13 protein-coding genes and 4 pseudogenes are annotated in these 15,542 nt (G+C 61.0%); 13 read left to right on the top strand and 4 right to left on the bottom strand.

Annotated features, from left to right (window positions below; genetic code table 11):
* The first annotated feature begins 30 nt into the window (after positions 1-30).
* Positions 31-1,746: pseudogene (locus IB144_RS12465) on the top strand (ABC-F family ATP-binding cassette domain-containing protein).
* Positions 1,747-1,782: 36 nt separating this feature from the next.
* Here the strand turns inward: IB144_RS12465 and IB144_RS12460 are convergent.
* Positions 1,783-2,109: pseudogene (locus IB144_RS12460) on the bottom strand (GNAT family N-acetyltransferase); the annotation flags it as partial.
* Between IB144_RS12460 and IB144_RS12455 the strand changes: the two are divergent.
* Positions 2,041-2,184, top strand: a pseudogene (locus IB144_RS12455) (hypothetical protein); the annotation flags it as partial. The pseudogenes IB144_RS12460 and IB144_RS12455 sit on opposite strands and share 69 nt — an antisense overlap.
* A 315-nt stretch (positions 2,185-2,499) precedes the next feature.
* Here the strand turns inward: IB144_RS12455 and IB144_RS12450 are convergent.
* A pseudogene (locus IB144_RS12450) lies at positions 2,500-2,589 on the bottom strand (helix-turn-helix domain-containing protein); the annotation flags it as partial.
* 314 nt (positions 2,590-2,903) lie between these two features.
* On the bottom strand, positions 2,904-3,503 hold the full coding sequence (locus IB144_RS12445; RefSeq protein WP_065888670.1) for an inorganic diphosphatase: 600 nt from the start codon (positions 3,501-3,503) through the stop codon (positions 2,904-2,906).
* Between the two features lie 252 nt (positions 3,504-3,755).
* Between IB144_RS12445 and adhP the strand changes: the two genes are divergently transcribed.
* From adhP to IB144_RS12410, 7 genes are all read left to right on the top strand, one after another.
* On the top strand, positions 3,756-4,766 hold the full coding sequence (gene adhP / locus IB144_RS12440; protein ID WP_002906221.1) for an alcohol dehydrogenase AdhP: 1,011 nt from the start codon (positions 3,756-3,758) through the stop codon (positions 4,764-4,766).
* A 169-nt stretch (positions 4,767-4,935) separates the two neighbouring features.
* The gene (locus tag IB144_RS12435) at positions 4,936-6,558 is read left to right on the top strand and encodes a TIGR04028 family ABC transporter substrate-binding protein (RefSeq protein WP_002906226.1); all 1,623 of its coding nucleotides are present in this window, start codon (positions 4,936-4,938) and stop codon (positions 6,556-6,558) included.
* A gap of 10 nt (positions 6,559-6,568) precedes the next feature.
* Entirely contained in the window at positions 6,569-7,513 is a 945-nt protein-coding gene (locus tag IB144_RS12430; RefSeq protein ID WP_002906228.1) for an ABC transporter permease, read from the top strand.
* Complete coding sequence (locus tag IB144_RS12425) at positions 7,510-8,358, top strand: ABC transporter permease (RefSeq protein WP_040222431.1); 849 nt, start codon at positions 7,510-7,512, stop codon at positions 8,356-8,358. Before IB144_RS12430 ends, IB144_RS12425 begins: the two co-directional genes overlap by 4 nt.
* Complete coding sequence (locus IB144_RS12420) at positions 8,355-9,971, top strand: ABC transporter ATP-binding protein (protein ID WP_004200039.1); 1,617 nt, start codon at positions 8,355-8,357, stop codon at positions 9,969-9,971. Before IB144_RS12425 ends, IB144_RS12420 begins: the two co-directional genes overlap by 4 nt.
* Positions 9,971-10,957: a putative FMN-dependent luciferase-like monooxygenase gene (locus IB144_RS12415; protein ID WP_004184178.1), complete on the top strand. Its 987-nt coding sequence runs from the start codon at positions 9,971-9,973 to the stop codon at positions 10,955-10,957. Before IB144_RS12420 ends, IB144_RS12415 begins: the two co-directional genes overlap by 1 nt.
* A 9-nt stretch (positions 10,958-10,966) precedes the next feature.
* Complete coding sequence (locus IB144_RS12410) at positions 10,967-12,058, top strand: alkylhydroperoxidase domain protein (protein WP_062920692.1); 1,092 nt, start codon at positions 10,967-10,969, stop codon at positions 12,056-12,058.
* A gap of 6 nt (positions 12,059-12,064) precedes the next feature.
* On the opposite strand, the gene araJ is transcribed toward IB144_RS12410, so the two are convergent.
* On the bottom strand, positions 12,065-13,219 hold the full coding sequence (araJ, locus tag IB144_RS12405; RefSeq protein ID WP_002906449.1) for an MFS transporter AraJ: 1,155 nt from the start codon (positions 13,217-13,219) through the stop codon (positions 12,065-12,067).
* Between the two features lie 264 nt (positions 13,220-13,483).
* Here araJ and IB144_RS12400 point away from each other — a divergent pair, with 264 nt between their 5' ends.
* The 4 genes from IB144_RS12400 (at position 13,484) to IB144_RS12385 (ending at position 15,497) form a co-directional block, all read left to right on the top strand.
* Positions 13,484-13,924, top strand: coding sequence for a VOC family protein (locus IB144_RS12400; protein WP_065888669.1), 441 nt, complete (start codon positions 13,484-13,486; stop codon positions 13,922-13,924).
* A 67-nt stretch (positions 13,925-13,991) separates the two neighbouring features.
* Complete coding sequence (gene ppk2, locus IB144_RS12395) at positions 13,992-14,810, top strand: polyphosphate kinase 2 (RefSeq protein ID WP_004180084.1); 819 nt, start codon at positions 13,992-13,994, stop codon at positions 14,808-14,810.
* A gap of 178 nt (positions 14,811-14,988) precedes the next feature.
* The gene (locus IB144_RS12390) at positions 14,989-15,174 is read left to right on the top strand and encodes a hypothetical protein (RefSeq protein WP_004175994.1); all 186 of its coding nucleotides are present in this window, start codon (positions 14,989-14,991) and stop codon (positions 15,172-15,174) included.
* Positions 15,171-15,497: a CcdB family protein gene (locus IB144_RS12385; RefSeq protein WP_074440773.1), complete on the top strand. Its 327-nt coding sequence runs from the start codon at positions 15,171-15,173 to the stop codon at positions 15,495-15,497. The genes IB144_RS12390 and IB144_RS12385 overlap by 4 nt, the downstream gene beginning before the upstream one ends.
* The last annotated feature ends 45 nt before the right edge of the window (positions 15,498-15,542 follow it).

Here is a 15,542-nt window from a genome sequence, read left to right as displayed (position 1 = left end):
GCATGCCTGTAACTCTTGAGTAAGTTGACTATGAGTACATTACTAACTGCCCATGCGCTCCACGTGGAGACGGCTTTTGGGCCGCTGTTTAACTCCCTCTCCTTCACCCTGAAGAAAGGCGACCGGATCGGTCTCATCGGCCATAACGGTTGCGGCAAAAGCACCCTGCTGCAGGTGCTGGACGGCACCCTCGCGCCCACCTCGGGCAGCGTCTCGCTCGCCGGTCAGTGTCTGATGGCCCGCGTTGAACAGCATCTGCCGGAGGCGCTGCATACGCAGTCGCTGCTGCAGGCGGTGCTGGCCCCATTACCCGCCGACGCGCGGGAAGCACAGCGCTGGCTGGCCGAGCGCCTGCTGGCGCAAATGGGCTTTACCCCGGCGGTGATGGAGCAGCAGACCGCCACCCTGAGCGGCGGCCAGCACACGCGTCTGCTGCTGGCCCGGGCGCTGATCCGCCAGCCTGATCTGCTCTTGTTGGATGAGCCGGGCAACCATCTCGATCTGCCCACCCTGCTGTGGCTGGAAAGCTTCCTGCAAACCTGGCAGGGGAGCTTCGTGCTGGTGTCACACGACAACACCTTACTGGATGCTGTAACTAATGCGAGTTGGATCCTCCGTGACCAGACGCTACATTGCTTCGCCTTGCCCTGCAGCGCTGCCCGTCAGGCACTGCAGGAGCAGGATGAAAGCGCCGCGTTACGTCATAAGGCGGAGCAAAAAGAGATCGACCGGGTCAGCGCCAGCGCCCGGCGGCTGGCCACCTGGGGTCGGGTCTATGACAATGAAGATCTCGCCCGCAAAGCCAAACAGATGGAGAAGCAGGTCGCCCGCCTGAAAGACGAGCAGACCGAGCTCAGCGTCGGCCCGCCGTGGCGCCTGGTGTTACAGGGGGACGCCCTGCCGGCCGACCGCCTTTTGGAGATGGACACCCTTCCCGTCTCGCCCGCGCCGGGTCAGCCATCCCTCTTCACCACCGGCGTGGCGCGCCTGCGCAGCGGCGATCGCGTGGCCATCATGGGACGTAATGGCGGCGGCAAATCGTCCCTGCTGCGCCTGCTGTAGCAGCAGATGAACAACGCATCGCCTCTCCCGGGGCTGCGCCTGCATCCCCGGCTGCACCCCGGCTACTATGACCAGACGCTGGCGCAGTTGCCGGACGAGGCCAGCCTGCTCGAGGCCCTGACGCCGTTTGCCCCGTCGGCGGACACCCGTAAACGGGCGCTGATCGCCGCCGGGTTTGGCTGGGCGAGACATAGCCAGAAGGTCAGCACCCTCAGCGGCGGCGAGCGATCGCGGCTGCTGTTCGTTGGCCTGTCGCTGGCGCGCTACAGTCTGCTGCTGCTGGATGAACCCACCAACCATCTTGATATGGAGGGTAAAGCGGCGCTGGCGCAGACGCTGCGCGATTACCCCGGCGGCGTGCTGCTGGTCAGTCATGACCGCCAGCTGATTAGCGAAAGCTGTAACCGCTTCTGGCTGATTGACAGCGCCGGGCTAACGGAGTGGCACAGCCTGGAGGAGGTTTATGCCCGTCTGCAGGCCGTGGCGCCCGCCCCGGACAGTCGGCTCGCTTTGCAGAGTACACCCGCCGGGGCTGACGATGATGAGGAGGCGCTGCTGGCGCGGCTGATTGACCTGGAGCAGTGGCTGGCTGACGACATGGCCCGCAAGCCAAAACATCAAAAGCCGTCACTGCAGGCACAGTGGCAAGAGGAGATTGCCCGCCTGCTTAACCAACTGACGTAATCTCCATGTCCCCCCACCGGCTAAGGCGCAACACCCTTAGCCGATGTTTCCGGACCGGGTAAACTGCTGCTCGGTCATTACCTTTCCCCACTGCTCCCCCTGCCATTCGCGGATTAACGTGAAGCCAAAGGATTCATACAGTTTGCGGGCCGCGTCCAGCCCTTTAAAGGTCCACAGCTGCACCGCGCTAAACTGGCGACTATCGCAGAAAGCCATCGCCTCGCTGAGGAGCCGCCTGCCAATGCCGGTTCCCCGGCAGCTGTCATCGAGAATGAACCAGCGCAAATGCGCCTCCTGCTGGCCGAGGTCCTCGCCATCGATAGCCAGCGAGCCGACGATTTTCCCTTCGCGGATCGCCAGCCAGATCTGGTTGGCCGGGGAGGAGAGCCGGGTGGCAAATTCCGCTACGCCGCTGGCGACCTTGCCTTCAAAAAAAGCGCCAAAGTCATGATGACGGGCGTAATACTCCCCGTGCATCTGGGCTATCCGGCCGATCATCCCCGGCTGGTAGCCGGTCATCAGCGAAATTTGCGGAGCCGTATCCGCAAGCGCGCTATCCCGACACTGCGCCAGCGCCCGGGCATAGGCCGCCAGTCCAGTGGCGACAGTTTGCTGCTGCGTCTCATCCAGATGGTCTAACGCCTCCACCACCTGACGGGTCCCCCAGGCGTTAATTTTCGCCACCGTATCGTGCCCCTTTGCCGTCAGGGCGAGTGATTTCGCGCGCGCATCCTCCGCGCAAGGACGCTCCTCCAGCTCACCAGCCGCCAGCAGACGAGAGACCATCCGGCTGACGCTTGATTTTTCCAGTCCCAGCAACGTGACCAGCTGCGCGGCCGTCATCTCCCCCCTCATCGATACCTCAAGCAGGGTGTGCACCGCCGAAGGTGAATAATGGGTGGCGGCCAGCGTGGTGCTCATAAAGCCCAGCTCGCGCACCATTAACCGCGAGGCGGTACGAATCTGTTGGATTAAGGGGGTATCAGGCATGGCGGCGGGTCCAGAAAATGAAATGGTTGTACAATACAACCATCGCCTTCATCCTGCGTCAAGATGCAATATGGTGGGATAAGCGTTGTCGTGTGACGTGTGATTTTGCCGCCATAGGGATCGTGAAAGCGAATGCCGCGGGCGCCGGACAGCGCCCGCGATGAATATTATTGCGGGTTCTTCGCCTTCCAGGCCTCCCAGGCCGATTTGATCTCCTGCTTCGCGGCCGCGGCGTCATTAAAGCCGGCCAGCTCGACCTTTTTACGCCCCTCCGGCAGTTCTTTATAGACCCGGAAGAAGGCCTCCAGCCGCTGCTGTTCTATTTTCGGCAGATCGGAGATGGTCTTGATGTCGTCGTAGGTCGGGTCAATTTTACTGGCCGGTACGGCGATGATTTTGTCGTCTTTCTCACCGCCGTCTATCATCTTCAGCACACCAATTGCCCGCAGCTTCATCAGCGTGCCCGGGGCCATCGGCGCGCGGGTATAAAACACCACGTCCAGCGGGTCGCCATCCCCGGCCAGCGACTGGGTCAGCGAGCCGTAGTTCGCCGGGTAGGCCACCGGCATCGACTGAAAGCGGTCGGCGACGATAAACCCCGTTTTAGCATCGGTTTCGTACTTAATGATCCCGCCCGTCGGGATCTCAGTGACGGCGTAAAATTCTTCCGGGTTGTTTTCCGGCTGGGGAAATTCCAGCACATTGTGGGCCTGGGCGGCGGCGGACAAAAGCAGACCGGCGGTGAGGATGGTTTTTACCAGATGCATTGTTGTATCACTCTGTTGTTATAAGAAATTGATGCGCAAAACAATAGATTCGAGTGATGACAAAAACATGACCATTCAGCGTCAATATTATTACCTACCAAATATAGCGATGTTGTCTGAATTTTGTGCTATCTCTGTAGCAAAAAGCCACATTCTGTACTAAGCGCCTTGTATTTTACCGCTCAGCGTCTAATCCTTATTGGGTACTATTGCATTAATTAAGTTAATCAATTCCCCCACAAGGAGACAGGCATGAAGGCAGCTGTTGTTACCCACGACCATCAGGTTAACGTCACGGAAAAAACGCTGCGCCCGCTGGAATACGGCGAAGCGCTGTTGAAAATGGAATGCTGCGGCGTGTGTCATACTGACCTGCACGTGAAAAACGGCGATTTTGGCGATAAAACCGGCGTCATTCTCGGCCATGAAGGGATCGGGGTGGTACAAAAAGTCGGCCCGGGCGTCACCTCCCTGAAGCCTGGCGACCGCGCCAGCGTGGCGTGGTTCTTCGAAGGCTGCGGCCACTGCGATTACTGTAACAGCGGCAACGAGACGCTCTGCCGCTCGGTGAAAAACGCCGGCTATACCGTCGATGGCGGCATGGCGGAAGAGTGCATCGTCACCGCCAACTACGCGGTAAAAGTTCCGGACGGCCTCGACTCCGCCGCCGCCAGCAGCATCACCTGTGCGGGCGTCACCACCTACAAAGCGGTCAAGGTCTCCCACATCAAACCGGGCCAGTGGATCGCCATCTACGGCCTCGGCGGGCTGGGTAACCTCGCGCTGCAGTATGCGAAGAATGTGTTTAACGCCAAAGTGATCGCTATCGACGTCAACGACGGACAGCTGGAGCTGGCGGCCTCGATGGGCGCCGACCTGACCATCAACTCCCGCAATGAAGATGCGGCGAAAGTGATTCAGGAAAAAACCGGCGGCGCCCACGCTGCGGTAGTAACCGCGGTGGCCAAAGCGGCCTTTAACTCGGCGGTGGATGCCGTTCGCGCCGGTGGCCGCGTGGTCGCGGTGGGCCTGCCGCCGGAGGCGATGAGCCTCGATATTCCGCGTCTGGTGCTGGACGGCATCGAAGTGGTCGGTTCGCTGGTCGGCACCCGTCAGGATCTGGTGGAAGCCTTCCAGTTTGCCGCCGAAGGCAAAGTGGTGCCGAAAGTCACCCTGCGTCCGCTGGAAGATATCAACGCTATCTTCAAAGAGATGGAGCAAGGTCAGATCCGTGGCCGTATGGTTATCGATCTGCGTAGCTAATCACCCGCGCCTCTCCCGTCCGGGAGAGGCGATCCCCCTGGCACGTCCTCTCGCTTCCCAACCCGGGAAGTAAATGCAATTTCCGCAAATGCTTAGCGCAATTCCTTGGTTCCTTTGTTTTTAGCCGCGCCCGATGATGGCAACACAATAGATAACAAAGGAATTCACCATGCATCGTCATTTTCGCCTGCCCGCGCTGGCCGCGCTGTTTCTCACCGGCGCCTTTTCCGTCTGGGCCGCCGACACGCCGGTTAAAGGCGGCACCTTAATTTATCTGGAGCAGCAACCGCACACCAATCTCTATCCGCCCGCCGGCGGCTTTTACCCAAATGGCGGGATTCTCAATCAGATAACCGACAAGCTCACCTGGCAGAACCCGAAAACGCTGGAGATTGAGCCGTGGATCGCCGAGAGCTGGACCAGCAATGCCGATAAAACCGAGTACACCTTCCACCTGCGCAAAGGGGTCACTTTCTCAGATGGCACACCGCTGGACGCCGCCGCCGTCGCCAAAAACTTCGATACCTATGGTCTGGGAGATAAAGCCCATCGTCTGCCCGTCTCGGAGGTCATCAATAACTACCAGCGCAGCGAAGTGATCGACCCGCTGACGGTAAAATTCTACTTCAACAAGCCGTCGCCGGGCTTCCTGCAGGGAACCGCCACCATCGGCTCCGGTCTGGTATCTCTCAGCACCCTGCAGCGTAATTTTGAAGAGCTGGGCGATGCCCGACATATTATCGGCTCCGGCCCCTTCGTCGTGCAGGATGAAAAACCAGGCCGCGAGCTGACGCTGGTGGCGCGCAAGGATTACCAGTGGGGGCCGAAAAACATTGCCCAGCAGGGGCCCGCTAACCTCGACGGCATCACCTATATTGTGACGCCGGAAGACAGCGTGCGTATCGGCGCGCTGCTGGCAGGTCAGGCGGGCTTTATTCGCCAGGTGCAGGCCTACGATGAAAAGCAGGCGACCGATCAGGGATTTAAGATCTACGCTGCCCCTACCCGCGGGGTCAACGACAGCCTGAGCTTCCGCCCGGATAACCCACTGGTCGCCGACCTGCGGGTGCGTCAGGCCCTGCTCCATGCCACCAACGCCAGGCAGGTGGTGGAGACGCTGTTCTCCGCTAACTACCCGCAAGCCACCTCCGTGCTGGCCAGCTCTGCCGCCGGCTATGTCAATCTCAGCGATAAACTCACCTTCGACCAGGCCAAAGCCCGGCAGTTGCTGGATGACGCCGGCTGGAAGCCCGCCGCCGACGGTATTCGCAGCAAAGACGGTCAGCGGCTGGCGCTGACCGTCTATGAGTCGCTGCCGCAGCCGCAAAATAAGGAAGTGCTGCAGCTGATCGCCCAGCAGTGGCGCCAGGTGGGTGTGGCGTTGACGGTCAAAGCCGGGGATGCCGGTAGCCGTACGCTGGATAACCTCGACCCGCAGAAAACCCCGCTCACCGTCTCAGAAGTGGGCCGCGCCGACCCGGATGTGGTGAAAAGTATGTTCTTCCCCAACAACCGCGATGCGCTGCTGCAGAAAGGCGGCTCCAGCGATAAAGTGCAGCGCTTCCGCGATGATAAGCTCAATGACCTGCTGACCGGCATCTCCGCGGCGGTTGAGCCGCAGCAGCGCTTGCAGTTAACCGGCGACGCCCAGCGCTATCTGATCGATAACGCCTATGTGATCCCTATTTTCGAAGAGCCGCAGGTGTTCGCCGGCGCGCCGTGGGTCAAAGGCGTCAGCTTCGAGGCCGTCGGTCGTCCGTCGTTCTACGGCGCGTGGCTGGACAAGCACTAAGAGGCCGGTTATGAGCGCTTATCTTCTGCGACGATTCGGCCAGGGGCTGCTGGTCCTGTGGGCGGCCTTTACCCTCACCTTTTTCCTGCTGCAGGTCCTGCCGGGGGATGCGGTGCTGATCAAGTTTCAGAACCCGGACCTCGGCCTGAGCCCGGCGCAAATTGCGGAGATGCGGCTGGCCTACGGCGCCGATAGCCCGCTGTGGCGCCAGTACCTGCACACGCTGCTGGCGATGCTGCACGGCGACTTCGGCTATTCCCTGCAGGCGGGTCTGGCGGTCAGCAGTCTGATTGCCAGCAACCTGCCGGATACCTTAAGCCTCGCGCTGCCGGCCTTCCTGCTGGCCGTGGCGCTGGCGTTCGCCCTCGCTTTCGCCTCGCGGCTGCCGGGGCTGCGCTGGCTGAGCAATTTTCTGCAGTCGCTACCGGTGCTGTTTATCTCTCTACCTACCTTTTGGTTGGGTATCGCCCTGATCCAGCTCTTCTCGTTTCAGTTGCGCTGGATCCCGGTGATCAATCCCGGCCCACTGGAAGGACTGATTTTACCGGTTATCGCCGTCGCGCTGCCCATCTCCGCCCCGCTGGCGCAGATCCTGATGCGCAGCATGGATCAGGTGGCGGTTCAGCCCTTCGTCGCGGTCGCCCGCGCCAAGGGCATGAGCGAAACGGGCGTCCTCTGGCGCCATGTGATGGGGAATGCCCTGCTGCCGGCGCTGAATATTGCCGGGCTGCTGCTCGGCGAACTGATTGCCGGGGCGCTAATCACCGAGACCGTCTTCGGCCGCAGCGGCCTCGGCCAGCTGACCCAGCAGGCGGTCAATAACCAGGATATCGCCGTACTACAGGCGGTGGTGATGATCTCCGCCCTCGGTTTCGTCCTGATCAACCTGCTGGTCGACCTGGTCATGCCGCGACTGGATCCCCGACTCCATTTACAGACCGGAGGTGCGAAATGAGCCTGGTCGACTATACCATCGCGGTTCGCCGCCGCCCGGAGTGGCGTAGAGTGCGCCTGCAGCCTGGCCTGTGGCTGGCGTGGGCGGTGATGATCGCCGCCCTGTTAATGGCCATTGCCCCACAGTGGTTTACCTCCGCTAACCCGCTGGAGGGGATCCCCGGCGCTCAGCGCCTGGCGCCGCAGGCGCACTACTGGCTGGGTACCGACCAGCTGGGGCGCGACCTGTGGACGCGGGTGGTTTACGGCGCGGTGCATTCCCTGTCGGCGGCGCTGATCGCCGTCGCCATCGGCCTGGTGGTGGGTACCACCCTTGGCACCCTCGCCGGGGCGCTGGCCGGACGCGTGGAATCCACCATCATGCGCCTGGTCGATGTCCTGCTGGCCATCCCCTCCCTGCTGCTGCAGCTCACGGTGATTATTCTGCTGGGTTTCGGCACGGTGAATGCGGCGGTGGCGGTTGGCGTCGCGGCTATCGCCAGCTTCGCGCGCCTGGCGCGAGCAGAAGTGGTGCGCGTGCGCCACAGCGATTACGTCGAGGCGGCCCGGGGCAGCGGCGGCACTTTTTTCGCCGTCTTCTGGCGCCATATTCTGCCCAACTCGCTCACTGCGGTGCTTGCTTTCGCGACGCTGCAGTTCGGTCAGGCGATGTTGGCCCTGGCCACCCTCAGTTTCCTCGGCTACGGCACTCCGCCGCCGGTCCCGGAGTGGGGACTACTGATCGCCGAAGGTCGCAATTACCTGTCAACCGCCTGGTGGCTGACCACCTTCCCCGGCCTCGCCGTGGTCGCCGTGGTCCTTGCCGCCAATCGTCTTAGCCGCCAGTGGAGTGGAGTACGCCCATGACCGTTCTGTCCGTTGAAGATCTACGCATCAGCTACCGCTCGCGGGGCGAATGGCGCGAGGTGGTGCACAACATCAGCTTTTCCATCCAGCGCGGCGAAATGCTGGCCTTCGTCGGAGAATCCGGCTCGGGGAAAACCACCACCGCGCAGGCCATTATCGGCCTGCTGGCGGATAATGCCCGCCGGGATGCCGGGCGGATTGTCCTCAATGGCGAAGTGATTAGCGACTGGTCGGATAAACGCCTGAACCGCCTGCGCGGAGTGAGCATCAGCCTGGTCCCGCAGGATCCCGGTAATTCGCTCAACCCGGTAAAAACCATTGGTCAGCAGGTGGAAGAGATCCTGCGGCTGCATCAGTCCCTCTCCGCCGCTGAGCGCCGACAGCAGGCCCTTAACCTGCTCGCTAAAGTCGGTCTCAGCCACCCGGAACAGCGTTTTGACCAGTATCCGCATCAGCTGTCTGGCGGGATGAAACAGCGGGTGCTGATAGCCATCGCCATTGCCCTGCAGCCGGATCTGATTATTGCTGACGAGCCCACCAGCGCCCTCGACGTCACGGTGCAGAAGCGCATTCTCGACCTGCTCGATATCCTGCGTCGCGAGTCGGGTACCGCCGTGCTGTTTGTCACCCACGATCTGGCGCTGGCCGCCGAACGCGCCGACCGGATCATGGTGTTTCGCCAGGGAGAGATTCAGGAACAAGGCGCCACCGAGACGATTGTCCAGCGTCCACAGCATCCTTACACCCGCCAGCTGCTCCACGACCTGCTGGATGCGCCGTTGGGGCTGGCGGCGGCTCGTCACCGGCCGCTGGCCACGCCGGCCATTCGCGTGGAGGGGATCAGCAAACGCTTCTCGCTGGGCAAACAGGCGCTGCAGGCGCTCGACAGCGTCAGCTTTGAGGTCAGACGCGGCAGCACCCATGCGCTGGTGGGCGAATCCGGCTCCGGGAAAACCACCCTGGCGCGGATCCTGCTGGGCTTTGAGCGCGCCGACGCCGGACAGGTCATCATCGACGGTATCGACGCCGGGCATCTCAGCCGCGAGGCACAGCGTCAGCTGCGGCGCAAGATCCAGTTTGTCTACCAGAACCCCTTCGCTTCGCTCGACCCGCGCCAGACGCTGTTTGCGATTATCGAAGAGCCGTTAAAAAACTTTGAGCGCCTCAGCGCGGCGACGCGTCGCCAGCGTGTGGAGAGCGTTGCCGCCCGGGTGGCCCTGGCCCCCGAGCTGCTGTCGCGTACGCCGCGGGAGCTTTCCGGCGGCCAGCGCCAGCGGGTGGCGATTGCCCGGGCGCTGATCCTCGAGCCGGCGATACTGGTCCTTGACGAAGCGACTTCGGCGCTCGACGTCACCGTTCAGGCGCAGATCCTCGCCCTGCTGCAGCAGCTACAGCAGCAGCTGGGTCTGAGCTACCTGTTCATTACCCACGATCTGGCGACGGTCAGGCGGATCGCCGACAGCGTCACGGTGCTGCGCGCCGGCCAGGTGGTGGAACATGGCGACGTAAACCGCCTGTTCGCCGCCCCGCAGCAGGCCTACACCCGCGAACTGATCGCCGCCATTCCCCAGGTTTCCTCCCGCTTAGCACAGGCCCACACGGAGAACGCATAATGCCAAAACGCCTCGGTTTTTTTACCCGTCTGCTCGATCAGGGCTCCGCGCAAACGCGCTACCGGCTGGCGGCCGAACAGATCCGCCACGCGGAGCGTTTGGGCTTCGACAGCGCATGGATTGCCCAGCACCATTTTCATGAACAGGAAGGCGGCCTGCCTTCACCGCTGGTGTTTCTCGCCCACGTCGCGGCACAGACCGACCGGATCCGTCTCGGCACGGCGATTATCACTCTGCCGATGGAAAATCCGCTGCGCGTCGCCGAAGACGCAGCGGTACTGGATTTACTCACCGACGGACGTCTGGAGGTGGGGTTTGGCTCCGGCGGCACGCCAACCTCGTTTCTGCCCTTCGGCCTGACCAGCGAGCAGCGCGGGGCGGCGTTTGCCGACCATCTGCACCTGATCCATAGCGCCTGGCGCGGCGACACGCTGAGCCACCCGGACAACCGTCTCTATCCGCCGGCGCCGCAGCTGGCGGAGCGTATCTGGATCGCCACCTTCTCGGCGGAGGGCGCCATCCGCGCCGGTCAGGCGGGACACGGGTTGATGCTGTCCCGCACTCAGCCACGGCCGTCCGGCGAGCCACGCCTGCCGCTGGACGCCATTCAGAACCCGATCATCGACGCCTACCTGGCGGCGCTGCCGGACGGCGTTGCACCGAGGATCCTCGCCTCGCGCACCGCCTTCGTCGCCGACAGTCACGCCCACGCCCTGCAGGTCGCCGAGCCCGGTCTGCGCAAGCAGGCGACTCAGCACCGGGCGGCGGGTCATACGATAGAAGGTGACAGTGTCACCGACTATCTGCAACAGCTGGATGCCCACGTTGGCGATCCTGAGCATGTTATTGCCTCCCTGGCGCAGGACAGCGTGCTGGCCCGCGCCACCGATATTTCGTTTCAGGTGCACTCGGTCGAGCCTTCGCACCGGGATACGCTGCGTTCCATTGAGCTGATCGCTCAGCATATTGCCCCCCACATCAGATAAGGAGTCCCCATGACGCTGAGTCAGGATATTCTGGCCGAACTGGCGGAGATCGCCCCCGGTTCCCCGCTCGATCAGGCGCGCGCCGTCCGCGATGCCGCCACCCGTCACGCCCAGGGAAGTTATGAAGTGCTGTTCCGCCAGCAGGACGCTGACTTTCCTCTTGATGAACGCTTCGCGGTGGCCGCGAAGGTGGCGAAACTGCACCAGGCGGACGCGCTGGCGGCGCACTATGCCGGTTTCGGCCTCGCCGATCCGACCACCGATCGTCTGGTCCCGGCGCTGGCCTTTGCCCGCCTGCTCACCTTCACCCCCGTTGAAGCCACTCCCGGCGCGCTGCACACCTTAACCAGCGCGGGCTGGAGCCTGCGGGGCATCGTCACCCTGGCGCAGCTGGTAGCCTTTGTCAGCTTCCAGAGCCGACTACTGCTGGGCCTGCGGGCGCTCAACCATAAGCCCATCGTCAGCGCAGATACGCCGCTGGTCGCCGGATACTGGCATACCACCCCGTACGCGCAGAGCGGCAAAGCGGCCCCGGTTCGCTTCACCCGCGACGAGCTGCACTGGGAACCCTGGCTGGCCGATAAACCGCTGGCGGAATTCAACGCTGAAGAACAGGCGATTCTGGCCAAATATGGCCATAGCGACTCCCCCTACTTTCGCCTGCTGGCGCGCAACCAGCCGGTGCTGGAGCAGCGGACCCTGACCGATAAGGGCATTTTCTATACCGCGGGAGGATTGCCGCGCGCCGAACGCGAGCTGGCCGCCACGGTCGCCAGTAAAATCAACGGCTGTATTTACTGCGCCTCGGTGCATGCCCGCAAAGCGGCGCAGCTGGCGAAGGACGAGACCGCCGTCGACACGCTGCTGGCGGTGACGCCCGGAGAGGATCTGCGCGACGGGCAATCGCCGCGCTGGCAGGCGGAAATCGACGCCGCCGCCGCGCTATCGGTGACGCCACCCGCGTTAAACGCCAATCATCTGGCGGCGCTTGATGAGCAGGGCTTAGATACTCTGGCCCAGCTGGATCTGCTGCAGTCCGCGGCCTTTTTCGCCTGGGCCAACCGCCTGATGCTGACCCTGGGCGAACCCTGGCGTGAGTAGGCGTCGTTAGTAAGCTTGTCGCCGCTGATGACAGCCATAGATGAGCAAGGCGCTCATCGCCAGAAACGACAGCGCGGCGGCGGGGAGCGCCACGCTGTTCCAGCCAAAGCCCTGAGCGATCATCATTCCGCCGCAGAAGGCGCCGATGGCGCTGCCGAGGTTAAAGGCGATCTGTCCCCCGGCCGCCCCCAGCATCTCGCCGCCTTTGGCGTTCTGCAGCAGCAGGATCTGCAGCGGCGCTGACAGGGCGAATAGTCCCGCACAGCAGAGAAACGCCAGCGCCAGCGAAGCGACTTTCTGTTCACCGAAGGCAAAGATCAGCAGCAGCGTCACGGCTATGACCCCGTCGGTCATGGCCGCAATGCGCAGCGGGCTGTAGCGCCCGGAAATTTTGCCGCTGAACAGATTGCCGACCACCATTCCCAGCCCCGCCAGCATCATAATCAGCATCATCTTGCTTTCAGCAAAGCCGGATACATTGAGCATAAAGGGCTTGATATAGCTGAACCAGGCAAACACGCCGGCGTTACCGAACATGGTGGCGGCGAAAATCAGCCACGGCGCCGGGGAGGCAAGAAAACGGAACTGCTCGCGCAGCCGCGTGCTGGCCCGGTCATAAAGCGTGGGCACCCAGCAGAAGATCGCCAGAAATACCGCCACGTTAAATACCGCGATAAGCGCAAAGGTATAGCGCCAGCTGAAGTGATGCCCAAGCCAGGTGCCGCCCGGGACGCCCACCAGGTTAGCGATCGTCATGCCGCCAATCATCCCCGCCACCGCGGCGGTCACCTTCCCCGGCGGCGCGATTTTCGACAGGATAATCGCGCCGACGCCAAAGAACGCCCCGTGGGGAAACCCGGAAACCAGCCGGCCAAGCGCCAGCATGGCGTAGCTACTGGAGAAGGTAAACAGGGTATTGCCGAGAATACATAGGCCAGCCAGGAACAGCATCACCGATTTCAGGGAAAACCGGCTGGAGAGCAGCGCCATGATCGGCGCGCCGATCACCACGCCGAAGGCATACCAGGCAATCATATTGCCGGCGGCGGGAATGGATATTCCGACATCGTGCGCCATATCCGGCAGCACGCCCATAATGCCAAACTCCGCCATGCCAAGTCCAAAGGTGCCCAGCGCCAGTGAAAAAATCGTTTTTTTCATACATCTTATAGGGGTATTGAGAGCCGGCCGGCATTATTTACCATCCCGCCCCGACACACCAGCTAAAAACGCCCGACGGCAGTTTCCTCCATACAACAGCCTGATTCGTTCATGTTCCCCAGCCGCGTGGCATACCGGCGGCGTGGTTTCGTAGAAACAATCCCCTATCAAAATCAGTGAGCTCAAAGAGATAAACACCTCATTGATCTCAAGTTAACTTGAGGTTGTAAAGTCAAAACATCGTTCACCTTGGGAGAATTATCCATGCAAAGTGTTGATATCGGTTTTACTCATGTCGCCTTTACCGTCCGCTGTCTGGCCAGCAGCATCGATTTTTATACCCGCTATACCGCGATGACCGTCATTCACCAGCGCGAGCCCGACCTCCCCTCGGCGCGAAAAGTGGCATGGCTCAGCGACCGCACCCGGCCTTTCGCCCTGGTGCTGGTGCAAAGTGACGATCCGGCCGATACGCCGCTGGGACCGTTCGGCCATCTCGGCGTCGCCTGCGCCACCCAGGCCGAGATCGATGAGAAAGTGGCCCTCGCACGGCGGGAAGGTGTTTTACGCCGGGAGCCGGAGCAGCTGGGCGATCCGGTGGGCTATTTCGCTTTCTTTGCCGACCCGGACGGTAACACCCTGGAGCTGTCGTGGGGGCAGCGGGTGGGACTGGAAGTCATCCTGGCGGGAAAACCCGGTGAATAATTTTCCACCGCCTCGCCGGGGGAGGATTACACTTCAAAGGGATACCTCGGCAACACGGAGCATGGCGATGGGCAACAAGAAAAGCGGTAATCCGGTCGACACGGCGGCAAAAATCGCGCCGCTCGACAACAAAGCGTACGAGAAAGCGCTGCGCAAACTCCACGTTGAGCTGGTGAAACTGCAGCGCTGGGTGGTACACAAAGGACTGAAAGTGTGCATTGTCTTTGAAGGCCGGGACGGCGCCGGGAAAGGCGGCACCATTAAGGCCATCACCGAGCGCGTCAGCCCGCGTATCTTCCGGGTCGTCGCCTTACCCTCGCCCACCGAGCGCGAAAAAAGCCAGCTCTACTTTCAGCGCTATATCAAGCATCTCCCGGCGGCCGGCGAAATCGTGATTTTCGATCGCAGCTGGTATAACCGCGCCGGCGTCGAACGGGTGATGGGCTTTTGTACGCCGGAGGAGGTGCAGAAGTTCCTCGACGGCGCGCCGATGGTGGAGCGCGGCATGGTCGAATCGGGCATTATTCTGCTCAAGTACTGGCTGGAGGTCTCTCCGCAGGAGCAGGAGCGCCGTCTGCGGGATCGCATCGACGACGGGCGTAAAATCTGGAAGCTCTCGCCGATGGACATTAAGTCTTTCAACCGCTGGGATGAATATACCGCTGCCCGCGACGCCATGTTCGCCGCCACCGATACCGCCTGGGCGCCGTGGTTCGTCGCCCGCTCGGAGGATAAAAAGCGCGTGCGTCTGAATATCATCACCCATCTGCTGTCGCAGATCCCCTATGAAGCTTTACCGGTGGAGCCTGTGACGCTGCCGAAGCGCAAAATTGGCAAAATGAAACAGACTAATTTTCCTTTCCGCTTCATTCCAGAGAAGTTTTGATTATTTCCCGTCGCGCTGGTTAATGCCAGCGCCAGGTTTATTACTATAACCATGAATATTTCAGGCTGTTACTTCCCTCTGGAAGCTGTCTCGCAAAATAAATATTAAACTTACTGCTGGTATTTATTTTTTAGTGGGTAAAGTAAATAATCACAGAACCAACCGCAAGGAGCCTATGATGAAAAGTAATACGCTACGTAAAAGACCCACTGACGTACCCGTCCAGAAGGCGTCAGAACAGCCAGGTAAGGATTTACGAGAAGCAGATAAACAGCGACAGCACAAGGAATTCATTGCCGCAATGAATGAATTTATTGCAAAAGGAGGCACTCTTACTGATGATGAATTTTTCAGGGTGCTATGATGCTTGAACAATTCAATGTTTATCGAAATTGTTCTGCTCAGACAAATAAAACCCTGCCATATTATATGATCGTGCAGAATGATTATTATGCAGACCTGGCCACGAGAGTCATTATTCCTTTAATGCGACCACACCAGTTACCACGCTGGCATCAGCATGTCGTACCAAGGATAAATATAGAATTTGACAGCTTTTTACTTTGTACGCCAATGATCAGTAACTTAAATAATAAACGGATCCCGCCACAGGATTTCGTCTGCAATCTGAGTCATGCGCGCCAGGGCGTTATCGATTCAATCGATACACTTATCACGAACTGTTGACTGCCGGGAACCCGCTCCGACATCTCCGGAGCGGGTTTCGCGCCG

Origin of the sequence: Klebsiella sp. K4 (assembly GCF_014596785.2) — a bacterium.
Classification (GTDB): Bacteria; Pseudomonadota; Gammaproteobacteria; order Enterobacterales; family Enterobacteriaceae; genus Klebsiella; species Klebsiella pneumoniae.
This window is presented reverse-complemented; position numbering and strand designations above follow the sequence as displayed.

Excerpts from the sequence above, each read along its gene's own strand:
- IB144_RS12430 (WP_002906228.1), top strand. The coding sequence starts at position 6,569 with ATGAGCGCTTATCTTCTGCGACGATTCGGCCAGGGGCTGCTGGTCCTG.
- ppk2 (WP_004180084.1), top strand. The coding sequence starts at position 13,992 with ATGGGCAACAAGAAAAGCGGTAATCCGGTCGACACGGCGGCAAAAATC.
- IB144_RS12435 (WP_002906226.1), top strand. The coding sequence starts at position 4,936 with ATGCATCGTCATTTTCGCCTGCCCGCGCTGGCCGCGCTGTTTCTCACC.
- IB144_RS12425 (WP_040222431.1), top strand. The coding sequence starts at position 7,510 with ATGAGCCTGGTCGACTATACCATCGCGGTTCGCCGCCGCCCGGAGTGG.
- IB144_RS12385 (WP_074440773.1), top strand. The coding sequence starts at position 15,171 with ATGATGCTTGAACAATTCAATGTTTATCGAAATTGTTCTGCTCAGACA.
- IB144_RS12445 (WP_065888670.1), bottom strand. The coding sequence starts at position 3,503 with ATGCATCTGGTAAAAACCATCCTCACCGCCGGTCTGCTTTTGTCCGCC.
- araJ (WP_002906449.1), bottom strand. The coding sequence starts at position 13,219 with ATGAAAAAAACGATTTTTTCACTGGCGCTGGGCACCTTTGGACTTGGC.
- IB144_RS12415 (WP_004184178.1), top strand. The coding sequence starts at position 9,971 with ATGCCAAAACGCCTCGGTTTTTTTACCCGTCTGCTCGATCAGGGCTCC.
- IB144_RS12410 (WP_062920692.1), top strand. The coding sequence starts at position 10,967 with ATGACGCTGAGTCAGGATATTCTGGCCGAACTGGCGGAGATCGCCCCC.
- IB144_RS12390 (WP_004175994.1), top strand. The coding sequence starts at position 14,989 with ATGAAAAGTAATACGCTACGTAAAAGACCCACTGACGTACCCGTCCAG.
- IB144_RS12400 (WP_065888669.1), top strand. The coding sequence starts at position 13,484 with ATGCAAAGTGTTGATATCGGTTTTACTCATGTCGCCTTTACCGTCCGC.
- IB144_RS12420 (WP_004200039.1), top strand. The coding sequence starts at position 8,355 with ATGACCGTTCTGTCCGTTGAAGATCTACGCATCAGCTACCGCTCGCGG.
- adhP (WP_002906221.1), top strand. The coding sequence starts at position 3,756 with ATGAAGGCAGCTGTTGTTACCCACGACCATCAGGTTAACGTCACGGAA.